This window comes from Microcoleus sp. w2-18bC1 (assembly GCF_036700365.1).
Taxonomy (GTDB): Bacteria; Cyanobacteriota; Cyanobacteriia; order Cyanobacteriales; family Microcoleaceae; genus Microcoleus.
The window spans coordinates 110899-137435 of record NZ_JAUBOS010000001.1 but is presented as its reverse complement, the minus strand read 5'-3'; the positions used below and the strand labels follow the sequence as shown (position 1 = coordinate 137435).

The window sequence follows — 26537 nt, the reverse complement described above, 5'->3', positions numbered from 1 at the left end:
CTAGGTACAAGGATGGTTAAGTTGTGAACAGAGTTATTTTAGTCTTCGACATTGACGGTGTGGTGAGGGATGTGTCCGGTTCCTACCGGCGGGCAATTGCGGATGCGGTGGAACATTTCACGGCGGGTGCTTTTCGTCCGAATTCTCTCGATATCGACTCTCTGAAGTCGGAGGGAGTGTGGAATAATGACTGGCAGGCGTCTTTCGAGTTAGTTTGCCGTTATTTTGAGGGGATTGGGCGATCGAGAAACGAACTCGCTCTCAATTATGACGAATTAGTGGCTTTTTTCCAAAGTCGCTATCGCGGGCCTGATGAGAAAAATTGGACGGGTTACATTTGTGATGAACCGCTGTTGTTAAGTCCGGCTTACCTGGAAAATTTAACGGTTGGGGGCATGGTTTGGGGCTTTTTTAGCGGGGCGATGCGGGATGAAGCTGCTTATGTTTTGTCGGGGAAACTGAGTTTAAATTCTCCGGTGTTGGTGGCGATGGAGGATGCACCGGGAAAACCCGATCCGGCTGGACTTTTCGCGGCAATTGAACAGTTGGAAAATCTGCACGGTTTAGAAGAAAATTTGCCGGTGATTTATGCGGGAGATACTGTTGCGGATATTTACACGGTTGTGAAGGCGCGGGAAGTGCAACCAAATCGGGTTTGGCTGGGGGCTGGTATTTTGCCGCCTCATGTTTTGGATAATGCTGTGCGCTGCGAGGCTTATGCTGCGGTGTTGGAAAATGCGGGTGCAGCAGCGGTTTTCAGGAATGTCGAGGAGTTGACGGCTGCGCGGATTTGGGAATTAGTTCTGTTGACTGTTGACTGTTGACTGTTGACTGTTGAAGGAGGGGTCATACCAATTTTTTATGAGGTTGCATAGAATCCGATCCCCCCTAGCCCCCCTTAATAAGGGGGGGACAAGAGCTTGGTCAAAGTCCCCCTTATTAAGGGGGATTTAGGGGGATCGAGATATGTGCAAGTTCACATTAAATCGGTATGAATCGGGGTCAATAAAATGAAAATTGCGCGAATTATTTGTTGGCAGGTTGATTCGACTTTACGCCCGACGATGAAGCGCGGATTTGACATCGTATTATTTACAAACAAATAGACCTCTTGCAAAAGTCAAAAACTCACCCCCCTCAGTCCCCCCTTAGTAAGGGGGGAAGCAAGAAAAATTAGGCTCCCTCCCCTTACTAAGGGGAGGGTTGGGGAGGGGTCTCAGCATTTTTGCAAGATGTCTAATGTAATTTTGTTAAGTAATTTTGCACTTTATCCTATTGACAAGTAAATGTAGTTTTGTTACATTTATTTGTCAATTTTTGCATCTTTGAGTTGACAATATCTGCTGCGGCGGCTTAGTACAGAGTAGAGGTCAATCTCTAGGAGAGTGCCACTATGTTAGTTTCACGATCGACTGATAAACAACCTACGCTGGAAGAAACTCGGCAACTAGAAAAGCTCCAAGTCCAAATCGAGCGAGCTGTTGCTGATGGCAAGATATCTAAGCAAGAAATGGAAGACATCAAGAAAGCGATTTGGGCTGACGGAAAAGTTACTGTTGAAGAACTGGAACTATACAGAATGTTGGTGACGGATAGGATTGTTGCTGGAGATGTGGAATACGAGTTTTGAGAATAAAGAATTTGGCAACGAGCGGTGTACTGGTGAATATTGAGGAAAGAAGAAACAGGGAAGAAGAGTTAGAATTGTTCTTCAATAGTTTATTTCTTGCTATAGCAATCCTTGCAGGAGTCGTAAAGGTTTGACCCCACCCCAACCCTCCCCTTATCAAGGGGAGGGAGTAAGAAGAAATTCACAAATGATGCGAGGATTGCTATATATCTTCGGGTGACATTTGACAAGTTTTTGGATCATCCCTTTGAGGAATTATATGCCACAATTATCGGGATGCTCGCAATTTTTCATTGGTGTTGTGAGATTATTTTAAGTGCAAGAATTTGTCTAATGCACTGACTGCAAGTGGTGGCCAGCGGCGGTTATTGGCAACCCAATCGAGGTCTTTGTAGCGGGAGTCGAGGCCGATGGCTGCTACCCAATTGCTCTCTGCTTCGCCGCGATTTCCTGCTTCCCAAAGACAGGCGGTGAGGGCGGCTCTCATGTCGGCAAATTGGGGGTATCTGCGGACGATGTTTTTCATGTTGCGAATTGCTTCTTTGGTTTGCCCGTTTTGATAAAGTGCGAGGGCGTGGTTGGCGCGGGCAAAGGCGTATTCGGGGGCTAATTCAAAGGCTTTGCTGTAGTCGGCTATTGCTTTTTCCCATTTTCCTAAACCTGCTTCGGCGTTGCCTCGGTTGTTGTAGGCGGCTGGATCTTGGGAGTCTAATTCTAGTACATGATTGTAGTCGGCGATCGCCTCTTCCCAGCGTCCTAAACCTTCTAAGGCGGTGCCGCGGTTGAGGTAGGGATCGGGGGCGTCGGGTGCTAGCTCGATCGCTCTTTCGTAGTCGGTAATAGCTGCTTGTAGTTTGTTTTGGCTGACTCTAGAATTGCCTCGGTTGCTCCAAGCGGCGGCTTCTGAGGGAAATTTGTCAATGATTTGAGTCCAAAAAGTTTCTGCGGCGGGAAATTTGCCTTCATTTGTAGCTTCAAAAGCTTTTTGAACGAGTTCTCCCAATTCCTGTTGGGGATCGGTGATATCTGTTGGTTGTACTTGGGCGGCAACGGGCGCGATATTTCCTAACCATACTAACCCGGTTACAATTAATACTGTAAAAAATGTGAAAAGTGAGCGAATCATTGTTGTTGGTCGTTTAAACTTTGCTAAACATATTATTAACCGAAATTGCGGGCGTTGCTTGGATAAGTTAGGGATAATTCGGTGAAAAAACGGTTGCTAATTTTGGGCGGGACGGGGGATGCTGCTGAACTGGCGGTCAGAGCGTCTCAAATTGCTGAAATTGAGGTGGTATCTTCGCTGGCAGGACGCACTCAACAGCCTTTTACCCCAAAAACGGGTACGGTGCGAATTGGAGGGTTTGGTGGGGCGGCTGGGCTGGCGGCGTTTTTGCTCGGTAGCGAAGCCCGCCCCTACGGGGGCTACGCCAACGGAGTCGATCGCCCGATCGACTTCTTAATCGATGCTACTCATCCGTTTGCGGCTCAGATTTCTGCTAATGCTGCTGTTGCTGCTGCTGAATGTAATGTGCCCTATTTGATGCTGGTGCGTCCAGCTTGGGAGAGGGTGGAGGGCGATCGCTGGATTGATGTTGCGGGCCACTCGGAGGCTGCAAAGGCTTTATTAGGGCAGTCTCAGCGGGTGTTTCTCACTATTGGTAGGCAGGAATTGGCTGCTTTTGCTGGTTTGGATGCTATTTGGTTTTTGATGCGCGCGATCGATCCTCCGGCACTCAATTCTCCTATTCCTAATGGTAAATTGTTATTAGCAAGGGGGCCTTTTTCTTTGGAAGATGAGCGTCAATTATTATTAGAATATCAGATTGATACGATTGTTAGTAAAAACAGCGGGGGCGGTGCTACTTATGCGAAAATTGTGGCGGCTAGGGAACTGGGAATTCCGGTGGTGATGGTGCAGCGGCCGCCGATTGGGGATGTTGAGCAGGTTGCTGATGTTGCAGGGGCGATCGCTTGGTTAGTTAAGCAGTTATAATATCAAATTCGTTAGCATCGGAATAGTAAATTCGAGTTCACTTTTGACTGTTGACGGTTCACTGTTCACTGTCAACAGTCAACAGTCAACATCATTCCGGTGTCACCGGAAATGATATTAGTAGGGTTTCAAACATCGGCCAGGTTATGTCTTTGAGTAATAGTTGATTTCCTGGCTGGACGATTATTTGTTTTAGTTCTAGCTGCATATTTGGACTGTTTTAATAGGAGTTGAAATATAAAATAATTTAAGTTAATATATTTTAGCAATTCACAACTTATGCGGAATTGCTGTTAGAGATTAAGATTAAATTTATTGAAAACTAGGGTAGCGTTGGGCAATCATTTCCTTCAGCAGTTCTCATTCCTCCTATGAGAGTTTCTACCCTCGCGCACTGTCTGGCAGAGCGGTTAGGAGCATTAGCTGGAGCAACTGTGACCACAAACCCAGTTGGGGAGGGATTACCCTGGTAGTCAAAAGTGATTGAGGGTGCAGTTGTTGAAAGTATAATAGTGCGCGGTTTAATTTCGCCTCCGCTGCTGAAAGTCTCTGTTCGTAAAGGTTGTGGTTGTCCTGACGAATTGACGCCAGGTGGAACGGTATCGATCGTAACTGTTGGTGGGTCAGCTACCGGATTGTTTGGAATATAATTGAATGTAACTGTGATATCGCGCTTAGTTCGCTTTGCTTCGCTTTGTGCAAATCGCAATGATTGGAAAACTCGATCGTTCACGGTGCGAACTCTTTGTCGGTTGATGAATGCCACCCAGCTTGGAGCGGCGATCGAACTTAATATACCTACGATCAACGCTATCACCAGCACTTCTAGAAGGGTGAATCCCTGATCGCCCTTTCTGGATGCAGTATTTTTGTAATTGGGGTTTGCTTTTGTTGCAGAAATCTGCAAAACTTTTAATAATATTGGGGTTTTCATTTTACTCTCCTGTTTTATATGCTACTGCCGCGATTCCGAAATGTGTTTGAGGCATAAGTTACCTTCCTCGCGCACCCAGACCTTGTACTTGCACGCTTGCTGTTGGGAAATATGCCGATTTGTTGGGATTGTAATCCGCATCGGCTTGAATGCGACGCAGGCTGTTTCCTCTGATAGTTACTCTGGCTATGTTTTTAGAGGTATCTACACAAGCGTAAAAGCTATTTGTTGGGTTGGGTATTATTAAAGTTGTTTCTGGGATTGGTATTGGCGTAACTCCTGTGGTATTGGTGGGGTTGCCAAGAGCGGTCCTACATTCATTGCCTGTGAGTGCCGGCCCTGGGCTGTGGTCAATGTAATTAACCAATACTTCAGGATTCCCGAAATTAGCTCCTCCTGTCGTCACATTTTGAGTGGGGTTACTGATGTCAAAACCTGCTTGATTGGGACCACCTGCGAAAAAGGCAAGACTGCGCTGTTGACCCGTACTTACACCAGTAAAGTAGCGTAGTAAGGGATTTGGATCTGTCGAGTTAGGATCTCGCAACCCGTCCTGAATTTGATACCTAACAATACGGGTAGGACAAGGGGCTCCTGATGGCTGACACCAAGTAGGGTTAGCATCTCTAACTTGGTAGTAGGCAACTAATGCTAGAACATAGGTATCGTTGCACGTATTTGCGCCTGTTGCTGTTGTGGTGCAAGTATTTGGTTGGGCACCGGCAACCAGAGGAATAGAATTCGGGAGAATCTGCCGCTTCCAAAATACAAGAATCGGGGTTTGAGTTGCATCTGGAGCGGGGATGAAATTCCCTGCTAGGAGTGCAGGGATGCCTGTAGCGGTAGTGGTGGCAGTGCTGGTAGTAGCGGGATTATTATCATAAATATAAATAGCTTGACTCAAATCTTGGGCTATGAAATCAAGTGCCGCCTGAACGTCTTGCTCGGTGTTTGACTTTACTTGTTCCCTCCTGTCGGTATTTAGCATATCCACTACAAAACCAAGCATCGGCGTAATGATTAAAAATGCCATAATTGCTCCGACTAATAGCTCGACCAGAGTCATGCCCTTTTCGGTTTGAACTGGCCCGGAGCGGTTTTGTTGGTGCTGACTTTTTAGAAGCAACCTGAGTAAAGTTTTCATTTTGACTTTTTCCTTTGTCAAATGGAGGAGCGATTATGATTTGATAACACGACTTGGATTAACGGCAGAGAGTGGTGTTAACTCCTGTAGGGTTAGAGGGAGAGTTAAGTTGAGAACATAATGCCTGACGCGCGGACGCAGTTCCTTGTGTAGTAGGGGGAATTTGTGTTTTCATTACCACCAAAGGCGCTTGAGGATTGCCCAGAGCGGAATTAGCAACTGATTGCTGTACAGTTGTCATCGTCGCCCCGGTAAACCCATCCGCGCGGTAAACCCGCACAGTCAGCTCATAGCCTGTTGGTGTCGGATCAGTGGTTGTATTAGCTGGATTTCGCCAAACACCTTGAACAAAAAACTCTTTGCTACCAGTACAACCTGGGTTTTCATCCAAGTTAACGCAGTACAAATTACTCTGAGGGTTGCTAGAAGCCGGAGGCTGAGCAGCATTATTACCAGACGTATATGGGGCAGGAAAACCGATCGTAGGTTGTGGATTAGTTGGAGGTTTGATCGCCCCCACTCTCAGAGCGTTGATGTAAGCTGTAGCTGCCTGGGTGGCCAGTTCCACCCGCCGCGCTTGTACGCGAGTCGCTACTGAGTAAGCCATCACCGGGGCGATCGCAATCATCAGCACCGAAACTACAATCATCGCTACCAATGACTCGATAATCGTGTAGCCACCATCTCGTGACTGGGATAAATTTTGCTGTTGTTGTCGCTTAGTCATAAATAGGACTCCAGTAATTGCGCGGCGGGAAGTTAGAGGGTTAAGTCGGGCAGCCACTGCGAAGGGAAGTGGCATTTTGATTCGCATTCGGCCCCTGATCGGCCGCCACAGTGCCGCACATCAAAGTTGTTACCCACGGGTCATTGCGAGGTACTTCCCGGAAATACTCAGCAGGCTGAGTATTTGTCGAAGGAGTAGTGAACCTTTGAGTAAACAAGTCAGGTGGCTGAGATAGCAGGCCCACGTCAAAACCCCAGTTCCGAGCGGGTGGGGTGAAGTATGGAATCTGACCACCTTGTATGTTGTAGTTAATTAGTGCCTGGCTACCTGCAAGAGCAACAGGCGCTGCATTAGGATTAGGCGCTTGGGCGAACAGAGTTGCGAGTTGATCTGCCCCAGTTAGAAAGCCTGTAGGCAAAATTGGCAGATAGGGTGCGGTACTAAAAGCGCTGCGGTTTTGCTGGACGAAAGACCCTTTGATGTTATTAGCAATGGAAGTGTTTGCAGCGCTATTACTCCAAGCCTCCAAAAATCGAGGCAAGTTTTGCAAACCGCCGTTAAAGTCACCCAACGCACCGTTTAGCGCCCTCGAAGGAGTGTCGCCCGCTCCAACGATCAGATTAAATGTGGTACCGTTACTTACAGCCTGGGGTATCCAGCCTGTTGTTTGTACGGCTGCTGTACCTCTTGGCTGGCCTGGGGTGGCTGCTGTTACACCCATGAGCTGCGGGACTGGCACCAATAGCGGCTGCGACCCGTTGTACGCTGCTGGCGGTACTGTTACTGTTGGTAATGGTACAGTGCTTGCTGCGGCGAGGGTTGGTAGAGGTACTTTGCTGCCGTCTGTAGTCCCGACAGCAGTAGTGTTAGTGTTGATCTGATACGGAGGATTGGTAGCATCGTAAGCTACATCAGTCCCACTCTTGGCTGCAAACCAAAGAGCGTTTGTTCCTATACGCTGTGGACCTAGTATGACTTGGGTGCCTGCTGTATTAAGCCCCAAAGGCTGTGGATTAGGCAGGGATGTCAGATCGAAAGGTGCTGCACTGTTTCTCTGAAAAGCTACGCGGCGGGGGAAGCGCTGCAATTCTGGCGCTGGCGGAATAGCAGTTGTTCCCGCTGGATACGCAGCGGCTGTGTATGGACCAACTATTGCCTTACCTGCTGCTGTGGGTGGGTTCGCCGCCAATGCTGGATTTACGTACCAATCGGCATCCGTACACTCAGAAACCGGCAGTTTTGTACAAATTTCCATTACATACTCTGGGAAAGACCCCCGCCGCTGGACGGGGGAGACAAAGTTGTTGAAGTACGAACTCCATAGCGGGGGAGCTGCTGGAGCGACGGCCGCCGCGTAGGTAGCGTCTGTTAGCCGTGTATTAGCAGGAGCATTGGCGGGAGCTAAATTGCCGTTGGTTAAAAATGCCCCGCTGGAAAGCCCGTTAGTAGCAAAGTTGTTGTTGAAAAATCCTTGCTGTCTGCGGGGTAATACAGCAGCAGCGCCCGCATTGTTTCTAAGGTCAAAGTCTCCCTCGTTGCGGAAGCCAAAACGATAATTTTGCGATAAGAGGGTGACTGCATCTGCCAGCACTGTTGCCGGTCTCCAAAAGTCTCCCTGACAGTTCGGCAGCCTAGGATCTCCCTGGCGGCAAGCAAAGCTGGGGTTAAGGGTGCTGCGGGTGTAAAAATTTCCCCAATCTGGGTTATTCACACGCTGGGTAAACTCTTCCACTTCTGTAAAAGTTGGTGTACTACCCGGAGCCGCGGGCGGGATGTTGCCGTGAAGGTTAAAGGTTCCTTTGATGTAAGTCGGCAAATTCGATACCAAGGTCAGCCCTTTTTCTATGACTACAGCATTTAAGTTCCCTGCTGGTGATATGGGGGTGTTTCCGCCACCGCGAAATAGCTGCTGACCGTTAATCAGGACAATTCCGTTAGGCTTGCGGCTGGGGTCGAGCAGGTAGTCTCCAGGACTAAGTGTTTTGTCCGTCAATGGAATTGCAGATCGAGAACTGCGATCGGGCAGCGCATCGTCTCGGCTAGCATAAATAATCCCGCTGTTTGGCAACAAATATTCCGTGGCTGGCCCATTAGGAGGAATTGTTGGAGCGGTCGATCTTTTAAGTTGAGCTAAGTCAAGCTGAGTGGCTCGAATTTCTAGGGGTTCCCGTTCTTCTAGGGGTTGGTTGTAATTGCCTGTTAATTGTGCTGCTGGTGGGGCTGTACCCAGTGGACTGCTAAGGGTAAAGGCTTCGTTGACTATCGTCCTCGGGTCGTCGCGATCGATCGCCTTAACTTCTCTGCCGTTGATAAATGCTACTTCTTGAATAGCCCCGTGAGGAATCAGTGCCGGCCGGGGAGCACCTATCGAGCCGTCAAGTATTTGTAGCGCACAATTAGTTGAGTCAATAGCTGCTTGTTGTGCTAGGGTGCGAGCGGCTGGAGCCACTTGGAGGGCGGTTCTCAACGGCCCGTTGGCAAACCTACCGTCAGGAAAAACCATATTTGCCTGAGCTTCCAAAATAGCGTCTCCACCGGTCAGCAAGCCAGCAGCGTTCGGGGGGTTTGAAACAGCCGATTGCGGTCTTGTCGGGGGGGCGTATGTGATGCCGTTGTGAGAGCCGATCAAAGCCTGCCGTGTTCCCCGTACTGCGGAAACTGGTTGGGGTATTGTCATATCTGGTGCGAATTGTCCCTCTCCGCTGACATCGGGCAGCACTCCTGACGGCAGCGGCTCCGAGATGTTTCTCGCTGTCGAAGCATTGCTGGGGTCGTAGTAGCTGCTGACGCAGGCCAAGGGGGTCTGAACTGGTTGGGTTCCTGCTGCTGCTTGTACTACTGGGTCGTAGCCATTTGCGTACTGATACACTGCGGTTGCCCGCATCCGCAAGTCGCCCTTGGCAAATTGGCGAGCCGTGTCGGCCAGCTCAGCAACAAAATTAGGATTGTTCTGTGCTACTGGTAAGTTAGTACCGTCTGGCGTTGCTGCAGCCGGCCACGGAGTCCAGCTACCGGGGTTAGGACCAACGGTAGTATTGTTCCATACTTGAGAACCAGGGCCCAGCGGTGACATCGGCATCGAGTCGGGCCACACGACGCGGTACTGTTCCACAGCCGGAGTTTCCGGGTCGTCGTAAGTATTGGCGGGAGGAATGGGAGTGATACCAATGGATGCGGGGCCCGTTCTCCTTGTACCGTCACTATGTATCCAGGTAGGTGGCGGCAGGAAGGAATTAGTGCGATCGTATACTCCTGCACTGGTAATTACCCGCAGACCGCCAACACCGTCAAGGGGAGTTTTCGGTTTTTCAGTGGCGCTTTTTTCCCAGAAACCATCTCGGAAAGGATTTGCGGGGTCCGGTGCTTCGCCGACACCGTTGCCGCGGTCAGTTGCTCCCACGTCAGCCAGTTTGGTTACTTGCGGTGTGCGGGTGCGAATTGGGCCGTTATTTGCCCATTTAGTGATGTCATTATCTACTTTCTGATCCTCATTAGTAAAGCTTGTGCCGTTCCACCGCAGTGTTGGCAAGTTGTTGCCTACCGTGACTCGATTGCCCAAGAAATTTTCGCTGTCAGTAAGTTTTAACTGAGCGGGGTCTTCGGCTGGTAGCTGCTCTGGACGAATAGTAAGTCCCGTCGGCCCGACGGCGGTACTTCCTACTGTCGCAGTTCCAGTAGGAATGCTCCAGTTCAGACTATCTTTGGGTCTAAGGGTGTTACCAGTTCCTTCAATGAAGGGAGGGGCCACGGGCGTCGCAGGCTCTCCAAAAGGAACTTTCCGCAGCCGTTCTTTAAAATAATCTTGTAATGCTTGATCGCGGCTCTGGCTTTTGGGGGTCAGCCTTGCTTGCTGAACAGAAGTCGGGTCAGTACCTGGTGCATTCGCTAGTTGAGCGGTTACTAGAGCCGCTAACCGCTGGGAGTAAGCATTGTTGTTGTACAGTACCTGAAGGCTGTTTTGCTCTACAGATTGATTGAGGGCGCCGTTAATTGTTGGCGCATTTGTATTAGGTTGGTTTGGGTCGCTTATGCTTCTGAAAAGATGTACTCCCACGGCATTTCGATTACCACTGGTGCCCGCCCACCCGTTCACAACATTACCGCCTACGATTATTCTGCTATTTTCTTGATCGTAAAAACAAGATTGCTTGCTACTAACTTGATATAGTTGTACGCTATTTGGATTATTTAAGCCTGTCACCAATAAGTTGCTATTTGTCAATATCCGCCCGTTTAGATTCAACGGAGGTCCAGGCGATATATCTAAGTCGTCTTCATATACAACCGCATTGTTGCTGAGGGGAATGCGGCTTTGATCTTGCTGGTATTCGAGAGCTGATATGCTGGAGGTTCCAGCGAAAGCTTGATACCTCGAACCCAAGGTGCTAGCTTCTGTCTGTGTAATCGGTACGTTAACCGTGTAAACAAAGAAACTTTTCTGGAGCCGGCCAGTTATTCTTTCCCAACCGGAGTCCCCTACCAAACTTGCAACCGTACCCTCTCCTTGAGCACAGGCTGGGTTGATGGTTCCTGTTTGCATTGGGCGTGTTCTGGCGTCCAGTTCCTTTCTCGGTCTTGGAGTTACACTTTTTGGAGTACGAAAATAGATTCCGTAAAGAGTAAAAGTGTCAAAGATCCCGTCATTATTGGTATCGACGGGATATCTCCAAGCAGTATTTAGCTCTTCATTTTCTTGGTTGGGTGCGCTAAAAAGCGAGCTTCTTAGGTTCGCAGGGGTAGGCTCTGGAGTACCGTCGTTATCTAAATCGGCTCGGAGTACAAGGCGTTCCTCACCCGCGAATGTATAAAAGTCATTATTTGTATCATAAGACGACATAATGCGATACATTTCTGCATCGGATGGAGTCGCCGTCGGCCTTTGCGGGTCTTCCCGCAGCAGATATTCAATTTTCGCTTTCGCCCGATCGAGCGCGGGAGTCGCGGCCGCCAGCACCTGCTGGTTCACGCGCACGTTACGCGCCGTATTCGCCCGATCGAACGATCGTAGGGTAATCGCCACAGTCAACAAAATCACTACCAGCAACACCATCGTCACCGTGGGCAGCACAAACCCCGCCACCGGCAGTCTCGCCCTCCGGCCCATAGCCATCAGGGTTTGCAGCATTGCTCTCATCAGCCGCTTGGCCCCGGATCTGGTAACACCAGCAATCCGCCGCAGCAGGGATACGATAACTCTGGATAATTTGCTCTTAAACATTGACGCCTTCCTGAATAATTTCAGAGATGGTATTGCTGGTACTTACTGCTCGACAGTACAATCCCATCTTTATTGTTCCCATTTTTTGCAACTTGCATATCAGCCTCTTGCACAAATTTAAATCTGTACCTTGGCTGAAAAATAAAACCCACAAACCCCCAAGCAAAATCGCCACCGATAATATATTTTTCAGAGAAAGATTTGCCCCGCACGGATTAGAACTCCCTAACTCCACTCTAATCGAGTTAAATTGAAATGTCAGTACCAAGAGCGCGAGTGAATTTGATCACCCAAAAACAGTGATCGCGATCTTATCCAACGTATTGCCCATCCCTTGCAGGCTTTGTTTGTTTAGGCTCGGTTTCAACCACCGGAATCTAGAATGTAGAGTGGGCGATCGAATTGTAATTAGGCGTATCCGTGCGCTCAAATGTAAATTGGGCGATCGAGTTGCCGTAATGCCCCCAAGTGCGATCGAATTTTCGTAATGCCTCCAAGTGCGATCGAATTGTGGTAATGCCTCCAAGTGCGATCGAATTGTGGTAATGCCTCCAAGTGCGATCGAATTTTCGTTTGCCCCCCCGGCGGACTATCGGTACAAATGCCAAATCCGAAACACTGTCAGTACAATTGCAAAATATAAACCTACCATCCCCACCCATGAAACAACCCTCCAAACCTCCCGACTTCATCATCATCGGCGCCCAAAAAGGCGGCACAACATCCCTGTACAATTACTTAATCCAACATCCCCAAATCGCCCCCGCCGCCCAAAAAGAAATCCATTACTTCGACTTAAAATTCGACAAAAGCCCAGACTGGTACTATGCCCAATTTCCCCAGCCCCAAACAGGCGAAAATCTAGTAACCGGAGAAGCCAGCCCCTACTACATTTGTCACCCCCAAGTTCCCCAGCGAATTTATGATTTATGTCCGAAAGTTAAAATAATCGCCCTGCTGAGAAACCCAGTAGAACGCGCAATCTCCCACTATTATTACTATATCAAAATAGGCTACGAATCGCTATCATTAGAAAGTGCGATCGCCGCCGAGCCCGAAAGACTCAAAGGCGAAATAGAAAAACTAATAGCCAACCCAAACTACTACAGTTACGAACACCAACACCACAGCTATCTAACCCGCGGCATTTACGCCGATCAACTCCCAGCCTGGATAAAACTTTTTCCCAAATCACAACTTTTAATCCTCAAAAGCGAAGACTTGTATACCAATCCCTTCGGCACATACAACAGCGTCTTAGAATTTCTAGATTTACCGCCGCACCAACTACAAACCTACGAAAAATACAACGCCACCCAATATCCCCCCATCAGCGAGACAGTATACGAGCAATTGAGAGCATATTTTCGATCGCACAACCAAAGACTAGCCGAATTGTGCGATCGAGACTTCGGCTGGGACTAATCTTGAGTGGGAGGGGGCGGGCATTCTTGGCACCGCCCCTACAAAATCGCGGTTTCTTAGTATTCTCAATCTGCCATCACCGACAACACATACTCTCCTTGATTTACTGACTGATTGGTCGAAACATCAAAAATGAAAACATTCGACTCAGCAAAAACATCAACCAAACTCGGAAATTCCCCATTCTTATTAAAGCTGAGAATTTGATAAAGCCGATCGCCCTTTTTGACAAAACTCCCCAATTGCACTCGATTTTGAATCATCCCGCCCGCCGGCGCGTAGTATTTGAACACCGAATTCTTGGGGGTGAAAATAACTTGATAATTCGCAGTTTCCGGCAGAGGAAATCCATCAATTTTCAATAAACCCTTACTTGCTAAGTAATTTTTGATGCCCCGCAAGCCATTCGCCACCGAATCGGGATTCATTTCCATCCCCGAACCTAATTCTAAAGTCCAAGCTTCCACATCAAATTGGATCGCACTTCCCAACTGGGCCAAAACCTTCTCCAAAGCCAGCCAAGGCTTGAGAAACGCCTCGTCAAAAGCATCGCCGTCGTACTCATCCATCAAGATAGCGCGATCGAGCAAAAAAGCTTTCGCACTCTCCTCGCGGGAATTAAAACAGTAAAGATAATCTAAACTTTGATTCGTAGAACTGTGCAAATCCAGCACATAATCCGCATCCAAACACAAAGATTGTAGCTGATATCGGTAAAGTTCGCTGTAGGGGCGGCAACTAGGAGCATTAATTTTTACCAACTCTTTCGCAAAACTCAAAGCAATCGCTTTTCTGTAATTAACTTTGACAGTATCGGCATCGAGGTGAATGTGAGAATTAGCAAAACCCAGAATATCTTCCCCTTGCTTTTCAAAATCCCAGAAAATTCGGTTCCAATTTACCCCATCATAAAGATTGTAGCGACCAGGAGAAAAATGGTGCGATCGCTGACTTACACCCACAGGATTGCAAACCGGAACCAGCCAAATTTCCCCGCTTAACTGGCTGCTGTCCAAAGACCTTAAAAACTCAATTAATTGGTGAATCACAGCATTACCGCTAATCTCAGCGCCGTGGAGGTTAGATTGCAGATAAGCTTTTTTGCCCGGAATCGCACCTTGGAACTGATAGACTTGCAGTGAAAGCCGATCGCCCGAAGCAAGCTGCACCACAGGAATAGTCGAAATAACTGGAATCATAGAGAAGGAAGAGGGAAGTTCGGCAACGGATTCTGTAACGGATGTAACGGATGTAACGGATGTCAGGAAGAGGGAAGAAGGAATAAGGAAGAGGGAAGAAGGCACAATTTTTTTTATTTCTTCTGCCAACTGCCAACTGCCAACAGTCAACTGCCAACTGCCAACTGCCAACTGCCAACTGCCAACTGCCAACAGTCAACAGTCAACAGTCAACTGCCAACTGCCAACTGCCAACTGCCAACTGCCAACTGCCAACAGACTTATTCCTTAATAGCCGATTTGCGGGCGTTGGTCTAAAATCAATACAGTCCTCTGCTGACTTGCTTTCAGCAAGATTTAAGCATACTTATCCTGCAACCTTATAATAATCCTTGTGCCAGACACTGCCCAGAACCGCCCAGAGCTGGATCTGAAGACCATATTTCCATTCGAGCTAGATAACTTTCAGAGAGAGGCGATCGCCGCCCTCGATGCAGGTAAATCCGTTGTCGTGTGTGCTCCCACAGGCTCTGGGAAAACGTTAATCGGGGAATACGCCATCCATCAAGCACTCTCCAGAGGGCGGCGCGTCTTCTACACCACACCCCTCAAAGCACTCTCTAACCAAAAGCTGCGCGACTTCCGCAGTCAATTTGGAGACGACAACGTAGGTTTGCTCACGGGCGACATCTCCGTAAATCGAGATGCGCCGATTTTGGTGATGACTACCGAAATATTTCGGAATATGCTCTACGGTACGCCGATCGGAGAAGTCGGTACTTCCCTCACCGGAGTCGAAACCGTGGTACTCGACGAGTGTCACTACATGAACGATCGCCAGCGTGGTACCGTCTGGGAAGAATCGATCATCTACTGTTCGAGCGAAATTCAACTGCTCGCCCTCTCAGCAACCGTTGCCAATAGCGACCAACTCACAGACTGGATTAACAAAGTCCACGGGCCCACAGAACTCGTCTACTCAGACTTTCGGCCAGTACCGCTGCAATTCCACTTCGCCAACCAAAAAGGGATATTTCCCCTACTAGACGAGACCGGCAAAAGAGCGAATGTCCGGTTAGTCCCCAAAAAGAAGCAGCAAAAAGTAGAAAGAGGCAGCATCCCCACTCCGAGTTTGACCGATGTTTTGGCTCGGTTGGACGATCGAGATATGTTACCAGCAATTTACTTCATCTTCAGCCGTCGCGGGTGCGACCAAGCAGTCGCAGAAGTCGGCAATTTCTCCCTAGTTAACGAAGCCGAAACAGCCGAACTCAAACGCATCATTGACGATTTTTTACAGCGAAACCCAGAAGCAGAACGCTTCGGTCAAAAAGAAGCACTTTTAAAAGGCATCGCCGCCCACCACGCAGGCATTTTGCCAGCCTGGAAAGGTTTAGTAGAAGAACTCTTTGGGAGAGGTTTGATCAAAGTCGTATTTGCCACCGAAACCCTAGCCGCCGGGATTAATATGCCCGCCCGCACCACAGTCATTTCCACCCTGTCCAAGCGCACCGACAAGGGACACCGACTGCTAAACGCTTCAGAATTCCTGCAAATGGCCGGTCGGGCGGGTCGGCGGGGCATGGACAAGCTGGGGCACGTGGTTGCAGTTCAGACGCGCTTTGAAGGCGCAAAAGAAGCCTCGTATTTGGCAACAGCCAAAGCCGACCCCCTCGCCAGTCAGTTTACTCCCAGCTACGGCATGGTGCTGAATTTGCTGCAAACACACACTCTCGACGAAGCTCAAGAGTTGGTAGAGCGGAGTTTCGGTCAATACCTTTCTACCTTGTACTTGCAGCCGCAGCAAGAAGAATTAGACGGATTGCAAGCAGAATTGGCGGTGCTTGAACAGTCCCTGGCAGCGGGAGGAAATGTCTCCACCCTGGAAAAAGAGCTCGCTCATTACGAAAAATTGCAGGGAAGACTCAAAGAAGACAAACGTTTGCTGAAAACTCTATTGCAGCAAGCTGAAGAAGCCAGATTTAAGGAGATGTCCGTAGCTGTGGCTTTTGCAGTGCTCGGAACGGTTCTGAGTCTCAAAGGTAAACACGTTCCGACAGCCAAACGATCGCACACAACTCCTGTACCCGCCGTATTGGTTGCCAAAATCGCAGGTTCTGGCCAAGCACCAAATTTGGTGTGCTTGGGGAAAGATAACCGTTGGTATGTCGTCGCGATTAGCGATGTCGCTACCTTGCACGCCGAATTACCTCGCTTGAGCGTTGCAGATACCTTGAACCCGCCGTCGGAAATGCCCCTGAGACTCGGCCAGTGCCGCTTGGCAAATGAAGAAACTGCTGCAATTGCTGCATCGATCCCACAATTGCCGACACCGGAACCGAGCCCAGAGGCGATCGAGCAACAGCAGAAAATCGCAGCCGTAGAAGCTAAGCTAGAAATTCACCCGGTTCTACAATGGGGGAATCCCGGTACTTTGCTCAAACGCCAGCGCCGCCGGGAAGAATTGAAAAAAGAAATCCGCAAAAGCGAACAAGAGTTAGAAAAGCAACGAGCTCGCTACTGGGAGCAATTTCTCAACTTAATCGATATCTTGCTGAATTTTGGCTGCTTGGAAAGAGTAGTTTCGGCACATGGGAACCGAGATGACTCCTCTGACAGGTTGGTGCCCACAATCTTGGGCCAAGCTTGCGCCGCCATTCGTGGCGATAACGAACTGTGGCTGGGTTTGTCCCTGATGTCTGCCGAGTTTGACGAACTCGACCCCCACCACCTCGCTGCTGCTTGTGCCGCCTTAGTTACAGAAGTTTCCAGGCCCGACAGTTGGACTCACTACTCGCTGTCGCCGGAAGTTTTGGCACCTTTGGACAATCTACAAAAAGGCTTGCGTCGCCGATTGTTTCAAGTGCAGTACCGTCATGAAGCTGCAATCCCGATTTGGCTGGAACGGGATTTAGTGACTTTGGTCGAACAGTGGGCTCTGGGCGTTGAATGGCTGGAACTGATTAGCCATACGAGTTTGGATGAAGGAGATGTGGTGCGGATTTTGCGCCGGACTTTGGATTTCTTGTCTCAGATTCCTCATGTTCCTCATGTTTCCGATTCTTTGCGGAGGAATGCTTGTCGGGCGATGCAGTTAATCGATAGATTCCCGGTGAATGAAGCTGCAACTTAGAAAATTGTTGACAGTTGACTGTTGACAGTTGGCTGTTGGCTGTTGGCTGTTGACAGTTGACAGTTGACAGTTCGGACATTTGGACATTTGAACAATACCGATGCAACCGCAAACGATATTAGATTAAAATCTGCGTGCATTTGGATTGAAAAACCCAAAATACAATTTAGATGCCGGACAGCTTACAGTCAACAGTCAACTGTCAACAGTCAACTGTCAACAGTCAACTGTCAACAGTCATGAGGAATAGATCCAAAATCTAAAATCCAAAATCCAAAATCTAAAATCTAAAATCTAAAATCGATCGATCGCACTTTTTCCTGATTCAGGTTGCAGGGCAGGATAGAAAATTGTATGGTGCGGATCGATCGATCTTAATTGTTATTGAAATTTTCCGAAACGGTGCGCTGGGTAATTCTCTTATTTTATGATGCAACAAATCAAAAAGCCCGATCAAATGCCTGATGCCTGCTCCCAGGCTCAAAAAATTCGCTTTTTCACTTTCTTGCAAAAAGTCTTAATTGGAACTATAGCGAGTACATTACTCAATCTCTTCATCCTATTTCCCTCTCCGAGTTTCGCAGAAGTAGTTCTGGGCGTTGTTCGCAGTTCCGAGAATTCTCCCGACTGGGTAAAGATTACCACGCGCCTCTGGGAAAGCGGCATTGCTTACAAACCAATCAATCTCGAAGAAATCAAAAGTACGGCGGATTTAACAGGCGTTAACGTGCTGTTTTTGCCCAACATTGAAACTTTGACTCCGGCACAAATTAAAGTTTTAGAAGCTTGGGCCTCCCAGGGTGGCCGCTTGATTGCTTCGGGCCCCGTCGGCCGCAGTTCCCCGGCCTTGGTGCGCCAATCTTTGCGATCGCTCCTTGGGGCCTATTGGGCTTTTCCGTTAACCCAGCCAGCGACGCCACAACCACGCAGCCGCTGTCGGGATCTCGCCTGCACCGCTTCTAGCAATTGGATACCCGCTGTCCAACAAAATGCCTCAGTCCAAGGCGGTGTCTTAATTCCGGCTGATGCGAACAGTCAAACTATTGCTACTTGGAAAGATAGTTCCGGTTCCTCCGCAGCCATCGCCACCGATCGCGCTACCTATCTCGGCTGGCGCTGGGGTAGCGACGGTTCGGCAAATGTAGATAAGGCTTGGCTGCAAGCCTCGATCGCCCGCTGGGGAGGCACAATCGCTTCTGGGCCTGTAGCGCCGCCCACTGCGGCCGCGACCCCACTGCCAACTCCCCCCTCCAGAGTCACTAGAAACAGCCCTAGTTTGCCACGTACTACCCCGCTGAGCCGACTTTCTCCCTCTGGCTCGCTTTCCGATCCAGTACCTGCAACTTTTACAGACCCTTCGGATCAGTCGGCGTCGGCGGGTTTGGACGTGCAGCCAAATTCCAATAAGCCGATCGTCAGCATTGAAGCGTACTTGATGCGCCAAGAACTCACTAACCTCCTCGGCCGGTTTGAAAGCGCCCTGACAGCATCTAATTCAGCCAATACCGCCATCAATCTCAATGCTGCTACCTCCCCTCAACTGGTGGCTGCAGAACAGGGCGGAGGCGGCCCCACAACCAGCCGCCCCCCTGTTCTGCAAGCGATCAGGGTGCGGGCGATCGCCCAAGCGCGACAGGTTTTGCAAACTTTTGACCAACTCCTGCAACAGCAAAACTACGCGGAGGCGAGATCGCAGTGGGTGGAAGCGCGGCAGTTGCTGTGGGAAAATTACCCGAAGGAAGGACAGCGGGTTGGGGCGGAAATTCGGGCGGTTTGGCTCGATCGCGGGACGATCGTCGCAGCGCGATCGGAACAGGGTTTGGCTGCAGTGTTCGATCGGCTCGCCGCCGCCGGGATCAATACCGTTTTCTTTGAAACTTTAAATGCCGGATATACCATTTATCCCAGTCAAGTTGCACCGCAACAAAATCCCCTGACTGTTGGCTGGGACCCGCTGGCATCTGCGGTTAAATTAGCTCACGATCGAGGCATGGAACTGCACGCTTGGGTTTGGGTTTTTGCCACAGGAAATAAGCGCCACAATACTTTAATTGGCCAGCCTAGCTCTTATCCAGGCCCGGTACTTTCCGCCCATCCACAGTGGGCAAATATTGACAATAAAGGACGCACGCAAAATCCTAACGATGGTAAATTTTATCTCGATCCTGCCAACCCGGAAGCGCGGAATTATTTGCTACAAATAGTCAACGAAATTGCCAATAACTACAAAGTAGATGGGGTGCAATTAGACTATATTCGCTATCCTTTTCAAGATGACAATGCAAATTTTACTTACGGTTATGGTATTGCTGCGAGGCAGCAATTTAGGCAGTTGACTGGTGCTGATCCCGTGAATATTTCCCCCAGGAATGGCAGTTTGTGGCGGCAGTGGGTTGAGTTTAAAACTAATCAAATTAATAGTTTTGTAGCTGAAGTTTCTCAGCTTTTGCGGCAGAATTATCCGCGCACAATTCTGTCGGTGGCAGTGTTTCCGCACCCGGAAAGTCAGCGGATTTACAAAATTCAGCAAAATTGGGAAGTTTGGGCTCGTCAGGGCATTGTAGATTTGATTGTGCCGATGACTTATGCTTTGGATACGAACCGACTTCAGCGTATCACCGAACCGCTGGTAAAGGAACAAATGCTAGGTTCGGCTTTGATTTCTCCGTCGGTTAAGCTGTTGACTCTCCCGGAAGTTGTGGCGATCGACCAAATCCAAGCTTTGCGCGATTTGCCGACAGGGGGCTATGCTATTTTTGCGGTGGAAAGTATCAGCAGCGGGATGCAGGGCTTTTTTAACCGCACTCAAGGCACCCCAGTGCGTTCCACTTCTGCTGCGGAGCCGATTCCTTACCGACAGCCGTTTGCGGCGGCGGCTTCGCGGTATACTGCTCTCAAGCAGGAATGGAGTTTTTTATTGGCTAACAATCAGTTGCGGGTGTCCGAATCTGAACTGAAAGTTTTGCAAAGTCGAGCGGATGAATTGGCGCAATCTTTGAGCAAGTTGGCGGCAAATCCTTCTACCGAAAGTTTAGCAACTACTAAAAGATTGTTAAGGAGTTTTCAATCTCAATTTCAATCTTCGATGCGCTTGCATTCTGCGGAAAATAGCTATCAAGTGCAAACTTGGCAAAATCGTTTGGAAAGTTTGGATATGCTTTTACGCTACGGCGAAAGGATGGAGTTGAATCGCAGATAAATACAGATTTTTGGGGTGTGTGCTTGTTAGCTACTGTTTGTTCAAACTGAGATGTTGCACCATTCTCAATAACCCTTCCCTGGGCGGGCAGGATGCCCACGCCACAAGAAAATGTACTTGTTGTGGAACAGGAATCTTGCCTGTTCCACAATAAAATTCATCTCTTGTCGAACAGGCTGAAAAGCCTGTTCCTAAATAAGTAATTGAGAATGGTGCAATAGATCAGATGATTTCGACTTAGGTCGATCGCGCCCAATGATCTGTATCAGTAGTTACGAAAAAACTCTGAGTAGAAATACGCTATTTTGATATGAATTGATCGACGGTACTGTCGTCAGTAAACTACAGCATAAGGAGAAAAGGAAGGGCAAAGGGAACATAATTTACACTCAAAACTCCCAACAATTACCAATGCCCAATTCCCAATGCCCAATTCCTCTGAGGATGAATATGTTTCCTAAACCCCTCAATCGTTTGGCTACAAAAATTATCGGCAAAGTTCCATTACAAACGGTGCTTGTGGTTCCTTTTTTAGTGCAAATTGTCGGCACGGTAGGACTTGTAGGTTGGCTATCTTTCCAAAACGGTCAGCGAGCAGTCAACGATGTTGCCGCTCAGTTGCGGGGAGAAATTAGCGATCGTATCAAAGACCGCATGGAACATTATATGTCAATTCCCCACATTGTCAATCACCTGAACGTTCAAGGCATAAAACTGGGGCAGTTGAACCTAGAAGAAAAGCCAAAACTCGAACATCATTTCCTCGAACAAATTCAATATTTTGATTCTATCAGCATCATTTACACAGGCAAAGAAAATGGAGAACACTCTGGAGCAATTCGCACTAAAGATGGGATTTTGATATCGGCTGCTGACAGCTCTACTGGCAATAAATTAGCTCGATATACTGCCGACTCTCAGGGAAATCGCGTTCACTTAGTGCAAATTTCACCCAATATTTACAATCCGCGAACTCGTCCTTGGTACCTAGCTGCCGCTGCCGCAAAAAAACCTATTTGGACTCCAATTTATACAGATTTTTTGACCAGGGAACTGGCAATTACTGCTGCTTTGCCTATCTACGACGATGCTGGCAAATTGTTAGGAGTAGCTGGCAGCGATTTGCTCTTTTCCAGAATCAAAGAATTTCTGGTTAGCCTAAAAATAGGAAAATCAGGACAAACTTTTGTCATGGAGCGATCGGGGATGTTAATTGCCACTTCAACGGCGAGTCCAGAATTCGTGGTGGAAGGTAAAGAAACAAGGCGCATTAAAGCTTCAGAAAGCGAGAATCGGGTAATTAGCCAAACTGCACAATATTTAGATAAATCCTACGATAGCTTAGCTAAAATCAATAATTCTCAACAACTTACTTTTGATGTTGATGGCAAGCGAAATTTTATTCAGGTAGCTCCTTTTAAAGACGATCGAGGGTTGGATTGGCTGATTGTAGTAGTTGTGCCAGAATCGGACTTTATGGAACAAATTAACGCCAATACGCGCACGACTTTTTTGCTGTCGGTTGCCGCTTTGATTGGGGCGACAATTCTGGGGATTCTTACTGCTAAATGGGTGGTGCGGCCGATTTTAAGATTGAATGCGGCGGCGAAAGCTTTGGCACGGAATGAATGGGAGACAAAGCTCACTCTCAATCGCCAAGACGAACTCGGAGAACTTGCCGCTTCTTTTAACAGCATGGCCGAGCAATTGCAGCATTCATTTACTTCTCTTTCGGAAAGTGAAAACCGAGTCAAACAATTTTTCAATGCAGTACCGCTAGGCATTTTTATTGCAGAGCCAAACGGTCAACCTCACTACATTAATCCTATAGGAGAGCAGCTTTTAGGTCAAGGAATTGTGGCAACAAATTCCGAAAATTGGCGCCAATCCTACGGAGCTTATTTAGCTGGCACTCAGGAAATTTATCCGGCGGAACGCGACCCAATGTTAAATGCTTTGCAGGGCAAAAGTGTCACTGTTGATGACATTGAAATCTCCTCGACGGACAAAACTATCCCCCTGCAAATTTCGGGAACTCCTATTTACGACGCCCAAGGAAATATTATCTATGGAATGTGTGCTTTTCAAGATATTACGGAACGCAAACTAGCGGAGAAAGTATTAAAGGAATACAACGACAATTTAGCAGTGCAAGTGGCCGAACGTACCGCCGATCTTGCCAAGGCAAAAGAAAAGTTTTCTAAAGCTTTTCGTTTAAGTCCTAATGCGATTACCCTGACGAGAATCAGCGATGGTCGCCACATAGAAGCCAATGAGAGCTTTTGTCGGATGATGGGGTACAGTCACGAAGAAATCATTGGCAAAACAGCGGTAGAACTCAATTTTTGGGCGAGTTTGGGAGAGCGCGATCGCATGATTCAAATGTTAAAAAACAAGACGGCTCTTCACAATTATGAGCTGAGGTTTCGCAATAAAAATGGTACAGAAAGAACAGCACTGCTGTCGATAGAAACCATCGATATTGACGGAGAAGCTTGTTTTTTGTCGATTTCTAGCGATATTACCGAGCGCCAAAAAGCAGAAACTGCCCTCCGGGAAGCAGAAGAAAAGTACCGTAACATTTATGAAAATGCTTTGAATGGAATTTTTCAAACTGCTATTGACGGGAAATATATCAGCGCTAACCCCGCTTTAGCTAACATCTACGGTTACGACTCGCCTGCGGAATTAATAGCAGCACAGCCGAATTTCTATAACCAGCTTTACGTGAAACCGAACCGCCGCGACGAATTTGCAGCGCTGATGAACGAGTACGGGATACTATCAAACTTTGAATCGGAAATCTACCGCAAAGATGGCAGCATAATCTGGATTTCGGAAAATTGTCGAGCTGTCTGCGATGAAGCAGGAAATCTACTTTACTACGAAGGTTTTATTAAAGACATTACTGATAACAAACAAGCGGAAATCAAACTGCAGCAGGCGAAAGAAGCTGCCGAAGCAGCAAACAAAGCGAAGAGTACGTTTCTCGCCAATATGAGCCACGAATTGCGATCGCCCCTGAACGCGGTTATCGGCTTTGCTCAAGTCATGCTTCGCAGTAAAACGTTGTCTCAAGAAAATCAAGAAGATGTTGGAATTATCCTGCGGAGTGGTGAACATTTACTGGCTTTAATTAACCAAGTTTTAGACTTGTCAAAAATCGAAGCCGGACGCACGACGATTAATGAGAAAAACTTCGATTTGTACCAACTAATCGACGATTTAGAAGATATGTTTGCTCTCAAAGCTGAGCAAAAAGGTTTGCAGTTAATCTTCGACAGAGACGCCGAAGTTCCCCATTACATTTGTACTGATGAAGTTAAATTGCGGCAAGTCTTAATTAATTTGCTAAATAATGCAATTAAATTTACTTCAGAAGGGGGAGTGTCGGTGCAAGTCAAAGGGGGAAAGCGGAATATACATAAAAAAAGCACTGACCAATTACCCGGCCGCTACTGGCTGCATTTTGAAGTTCAAGATACTGGTGCAGGCATTGCTGCTGAGGAAATCCATCAGTTGTTTGAAGCATTCGTGCAGACGAAAACAGGTAAAGATTCTCAGGAAGGAACGGGTTTAGGTTTAGCTATTAGCCGCCAGTTCGTGCAATTAATGGGAGGTGAAATTACTGTTAGCAGCGAGATCGGAAAGGGTGCAGTATTTCAGTTTGATATCCAAGTTCATCTGGTTGAAGCTGCTGATATTGAAAGCAAAAAAACTCAACGTCGAGTGGTTGCCCTCGAACCGAATCAGCCGAGTTATCGCTTGCTAATTGTGGACGACAAACCTTTGAACCGCCAACTCTTAGTAAAACTTCTGAGTCCACTCGGATTTGAGTTGAGAGAAGCGAATAACGGTAAAGAAGCGGTTGATATTTTTATGGAGTGGGAACCGCATCTGATTTGGATGGACATGAGAATGCCTGTGATGGATGGCTATGAGGCAACGAAACAGATTAAAACTACAACTGGCGGGCAAGCAACGGCGATTGTAGCCCTAACTGCTAGCGTTTTGGAGGAAGAACGGGCGGTGATTCTTTCGGCGGGTTGCGATGATTTTATGCGGAAACCATTCCGAGAGGAGGACATTTTTGTGGCAATGGGAAAACATTTAGGAGTACGCTATATTTATGAAGATCCAACCGCAGTAAGTGCCACAGGTGTAGAGGAGTCAAGTCAAGAGGTGCTGACACCGGAGGCTTTCGCCTCTCTTTCTCCAGACTGGATAGCCCAATTCAAGCAAAATATTTTGAGTGTGGACATGGAGGCGATCGCAACTTCGATCGCACAAATCGGCACTGTCAATCTCTCTCTTGCGGGCAAGCTTCAAGATTGCATTAATAATTTTGAATATGACAGAGTTTTGAACATAATCGATCTCAGTGAGAAACAGTAAATACCCGATGACTTCAACTTCACCTAAAACCAATCGAGCTAATATTTTAGTAGTGGATGATACGCCAGAAAACCTGCGGTTGCTGGCAGGAATTTTGAGCGAAAAAGGCTATCAAGTTCGCCCGGTTCCCAATGGCAAACTAGCATTGTCTGCATCTCAAAAAATACCCCCGGATCTAGTGCTGCTGGATATTATGATGCCGGAAATGGACGGCTATCAAGTTTGCCAGCAACTCAAAGCTTCTGAAATAACTAAAGACATTCCTGTTATTTTTATTAGTGCGATCAATGACGTGCTGGATAAAGTTAAAGCTTTTGCAGTTGGCGGAGTTGACTTTATTACTAAACCGTTTCAGGTTGAAGAAGTTTTAGCCCGGATAGAAACTCATTTAAAAATTTGTTCACTGCAACAAACTTTGCAAGAAAAAAATCAAGATTTAGCAACGGCACTGCACCAACTGCAAGCCACTCAAGAGCATTTGATTCAATCGGAAAAAATGGCAGCCCTGGGACAACTGATTGCCGGCATTGCCCACGAAATCAATACACCCCTGGGCATTATAGGTTCCTCTATTAATAATATAGCTAATTTTTCCGAAGAGTTTTTAGAAAAATTTCCTGAAATTTATCAACAACTTTCGGAGGAAAGCAAAGCTTATTTTTTAGCTTTACTGTACAGAGCAACCCATCAAGAAGTTTTATTTACAAGCAGAGAGAAACGGAAATTTAAGCAGCAGTTGACCGGGAATTTGATGGCAGAATATGTTGACAACCCGGAGGAAATTGCGGATACTTTAGTAGACATGGGAATCTACGAAAACATAGAAGATATCTTGCCACTTTTTAAATCCCCGGATTGGGAAGTAGTTTTAAATAGTGCTTACCAGTTTGCGAGCTTTAAAAAAAGTATTAGCCTGATCCAAAGAGCGACAGCGAAGTCGGGGAAAGTAGTATTTGCCTTAAAAACCTACGCTCATTTTGATAGCCAACCAGAAAAAGTCCAGGCGAACTTGCACGATGGCATTGAAACGGTGTTAACTCTTTATCAAAATCAACTGAAACACGGTATAGAAGTAGTTAAAGATTATGGAGATTTACCAGACATTATGTGCTATCCCGATGACTTAAATCAAGTTTGGACGAATCTTGTTCATAATGCCTTGCAAGCAATGGATTATAAAGGTATTTTAACTATTGAAACTCGGCAGCAAGAGGCAACTATTTTCCTCAAGTTTACTGATAACGGCAAAGGTATTCCCTCAGAAGTTATTTCCAAAATTTTTCAGCCGTTTTTTACAACTAAATCTGCAGGCGAAGGTAGCGGTTTGGGATTGGATATTGTAAGAAAAATTGTGGAAAAACACCAAGGCACAATTGCTGTAGATTCTGTACCGGGGCAGACAACTTTTACAGTATCGCTGCCAATTTATTAAACAAAACTTACTTGCAGGGGGCTAATTCGCGGTGGCAGTCATCGCTGTCTCGCTGACAAACACAAGATTTATTACAAGAAACCGGGTTTATCTTCGGAAGTCCTATTAAAATAAGATAGGAGACAG

The 26537-nt window shown here is 47.5% G+C and carries 15 protein-coding genes; 8 read left to right on the top strand and 7 right to left on the bottom strand.

The window, feature by feature from the left end:
• Positions 1 to 23 precede the first annotated feature (23 nt).
• Positions 24 to 824, top strand: a complete 801-nt coding sequence (locus QT979_RS00515; RefSeq protein WP_333307508.1) for a TIGR01548 family HAD-type hydrolase — start codon at positions 24 to 26, stop codon at positions 822 to 824.
• Positions 825 to 1393: 569 nt separating this feature from the next.
• Complete coding sequence (locus tag QT979_RS00510) at positions 1394 to 1630, top strand: hypothetical protein (RefSeq protein WP_333307506.1); 237 nt, start codon at positions 1394 to 1396, stop codon at positions 1628 to 1630.
• 307 nt (positions 1631 to 1937) lie between these two features.
• Here QT979_RS00510 and QT979_RS00505 read toward each other — a convergent pair whose 3' ends face one another.
• The gene (locus QT979_RS00505) at positions 1938 to 2756 is read right to left on the bottom strand and encodes a tetratricopeptide repeat protein (RefSeq protein ID WP_333307503.1); all 819 of its coding nucleotides are present in this window, start codon (positions 2754 to 2756) and stop codon (positions 1938 to 1940) included.
• An 81-nt stretch (positions 2757 to 2837) separates the two neighbouring features.
• Between QT979_RS00505 and QT979_RS00500 the strand changes: the two genes are divergently transcribed.
• Complete coding sequence (locus QT979_RS00500) at positions 2838 to 3626, top strand: cobalt-precorrin-6A reductase (protein ID WP_333307500.1); 789 nt, start codon at positions 2838 to 2840, stop codon at positions 3624 to 3626.
• 322 nt (positions 3627 to 3948) lie between these two features.
• Here the strand turns inward: QT979_RS00500 and QT979_RS00495 are convergent, their stop codons facing one another.
• The 5 genes from QT979_RS00495 to QT979_RS00475 all read right to left on the bottom strand — a co-directional run bounded on the left by QT979_RS00495 (position 3949) and on the right by QT979_RS00475 (position 12311).
• Positions 3949 to 4560, bottom strand: a complete 612-nt coding sequence (locus QT979_RS00495) for a GspH/FimT family pseudopilin (RefSeq protein WP_333307497.1) — start codon at positions 4558 to 4560, stop codon at positions 3949 to 3951.
• A 58-nt stretch (positions 4561 to 4618) separates the two neighbouring features.
• Positions 4619 to 5704 (bottom strand): hormogonium polysaccharide secretion pseudopilin HpsC, encoded by a 1086-nt coding sequence (gene hpsC / locus QT979_RS00490; RefSeq protein ID WP_333307494.1) that lies wholly within the window; start codon positions 5702 to 5704, stop codon positions 4619 to 4621.
• Positions 5705 to 5762: 58 nt separating this feature from the next.
• Positions 5763 to 6431: a hormogonium polysaccharide secretion pseudopilin HpsB gene (gene hpsB / locus QT979_RS00485; RefSeq protein ID WP_333307491.1), complete on the bottom strand. Its 669-nt coding sequence runs from the start codon at positions 6429 to 6431 to the stop codon at positions 5763 to 5765.
• A gap of 40 nt (positions 6432 to 6471) precedes the next feature.
• A complete protein-coding gene (gene hpsA / locus QT979_RS00480) occupies positions 6472 to 11649 on the bottom strand; it encodes a hormogonium polysaccharide biosynthesis protein HpsA (RefSeq protein WP_333307488.1) in 5178 nt (1725 codons plus the stop codon).
• A gap of 377 nt (positions 11650 to 12026) precedes the next feature.
• Complete coding sequence (locus QT979_RS00475; RefSeq protein WP_333307486.1) at positions 12027 to 12311, bottom strand: hypothetical protein; 285 nt, start codon at positions 12309 to 12311, stop codon at positions 12027 to 12029.
• On the opposite strand from QT979_RS00475, the gene QT979_RS00470 reads away from it, so the two are divergent.
• Positions 12310 to 13074 carry a sulfotransferase domain-containing protein gene (locus QT979_RS00470; protein WP_333307483.1) on the top strand — a complete coding sequence of 255 codons (765 nt, stop codon included), beginning with the start codon at positions 12310 to 12312 and terminating at the stop codon, positions 13072 to 13074. The genes QT979_RS00475 and QT979_RS00470 overlap by 2 nt on opposite strands.
• A gap of 65 nt (positions 13075 to 13139) precedes the next feature.
• Here the strand turns inward: QT979_RS00470 and QT979_RS00465 are convergent, their stop codons facing one another.
• On the bottom strand, positions 13140 to 14273 hold the full coding sequence (locus QT979_RS00465; RefSeq protein ID WP_333307888.1) for a succinylglutamate desuccinylase/aspartoacylase family protein: 1134 nt from the start codon (positions 14271 to 14273) through the stop codon (positions 13140 to 13142).
• Between the two features lie 373 nt (positions 14274 to 14646).
• Between QT979_RS00465 and QT979_RS00460 the strand changes: the two genes are divergently transcribed.
• The 4 genes from QT979_RS00460 to QT979_RS00445 all read left to right on the top strand — a co-directional run bounded on the left by QT979_RS00460 (position 14647) and on the right by QT979_RS00445 (position 26411).
• Entirely contained in the window at positions 14647 to 17385 is a 2739-nt protein-coding gene (locus tag QT979_RS00460) for an RNA helicase (RefSeq protein WP_333307480.1), read from the top strand.
• A gap of 457 nt (positions 17386 to 17842) precedes the next feature.
• The gene (locus tag QT979_RS00455) at positions 17843 to 20584 is read left to right on the top strand and encodes a family 10 glycosylhydrolase (protein ID WP_333344756.1); all 2742 of its coding nucleotides are present in this window, start codon (positions 17843 to 17845) and stop codon (positions 20582 to 20584) included.
• Positions 20585 to 21034: 450 nt separating this feature from the next.
• The gene (locus QT979_RS00450; RefSeq protein ID WP_445304749.1) at positions 21035 to 24979 is read left to right on the top strand and encodes a PAS domain S-box protein; all 3945 of its coding nucleotides are present in this window, start codon (positions 21035 to 21037) and stop codon (positions 24977 to 24979) included.
• Positions 24980 to 24986: 7 nt separating this feature from the next.
• Complete coding sequence (locus QT979_RS00445) at positions 24987 to 26411, top strand: response regulator (protein WP_333307472.1); 1425 nt, start codon at positions 24987 to 24989, stop codon at positions 26409 to 26411.
• Positions 26412 to 26537 lie beyond the last annotated feature (126 nt).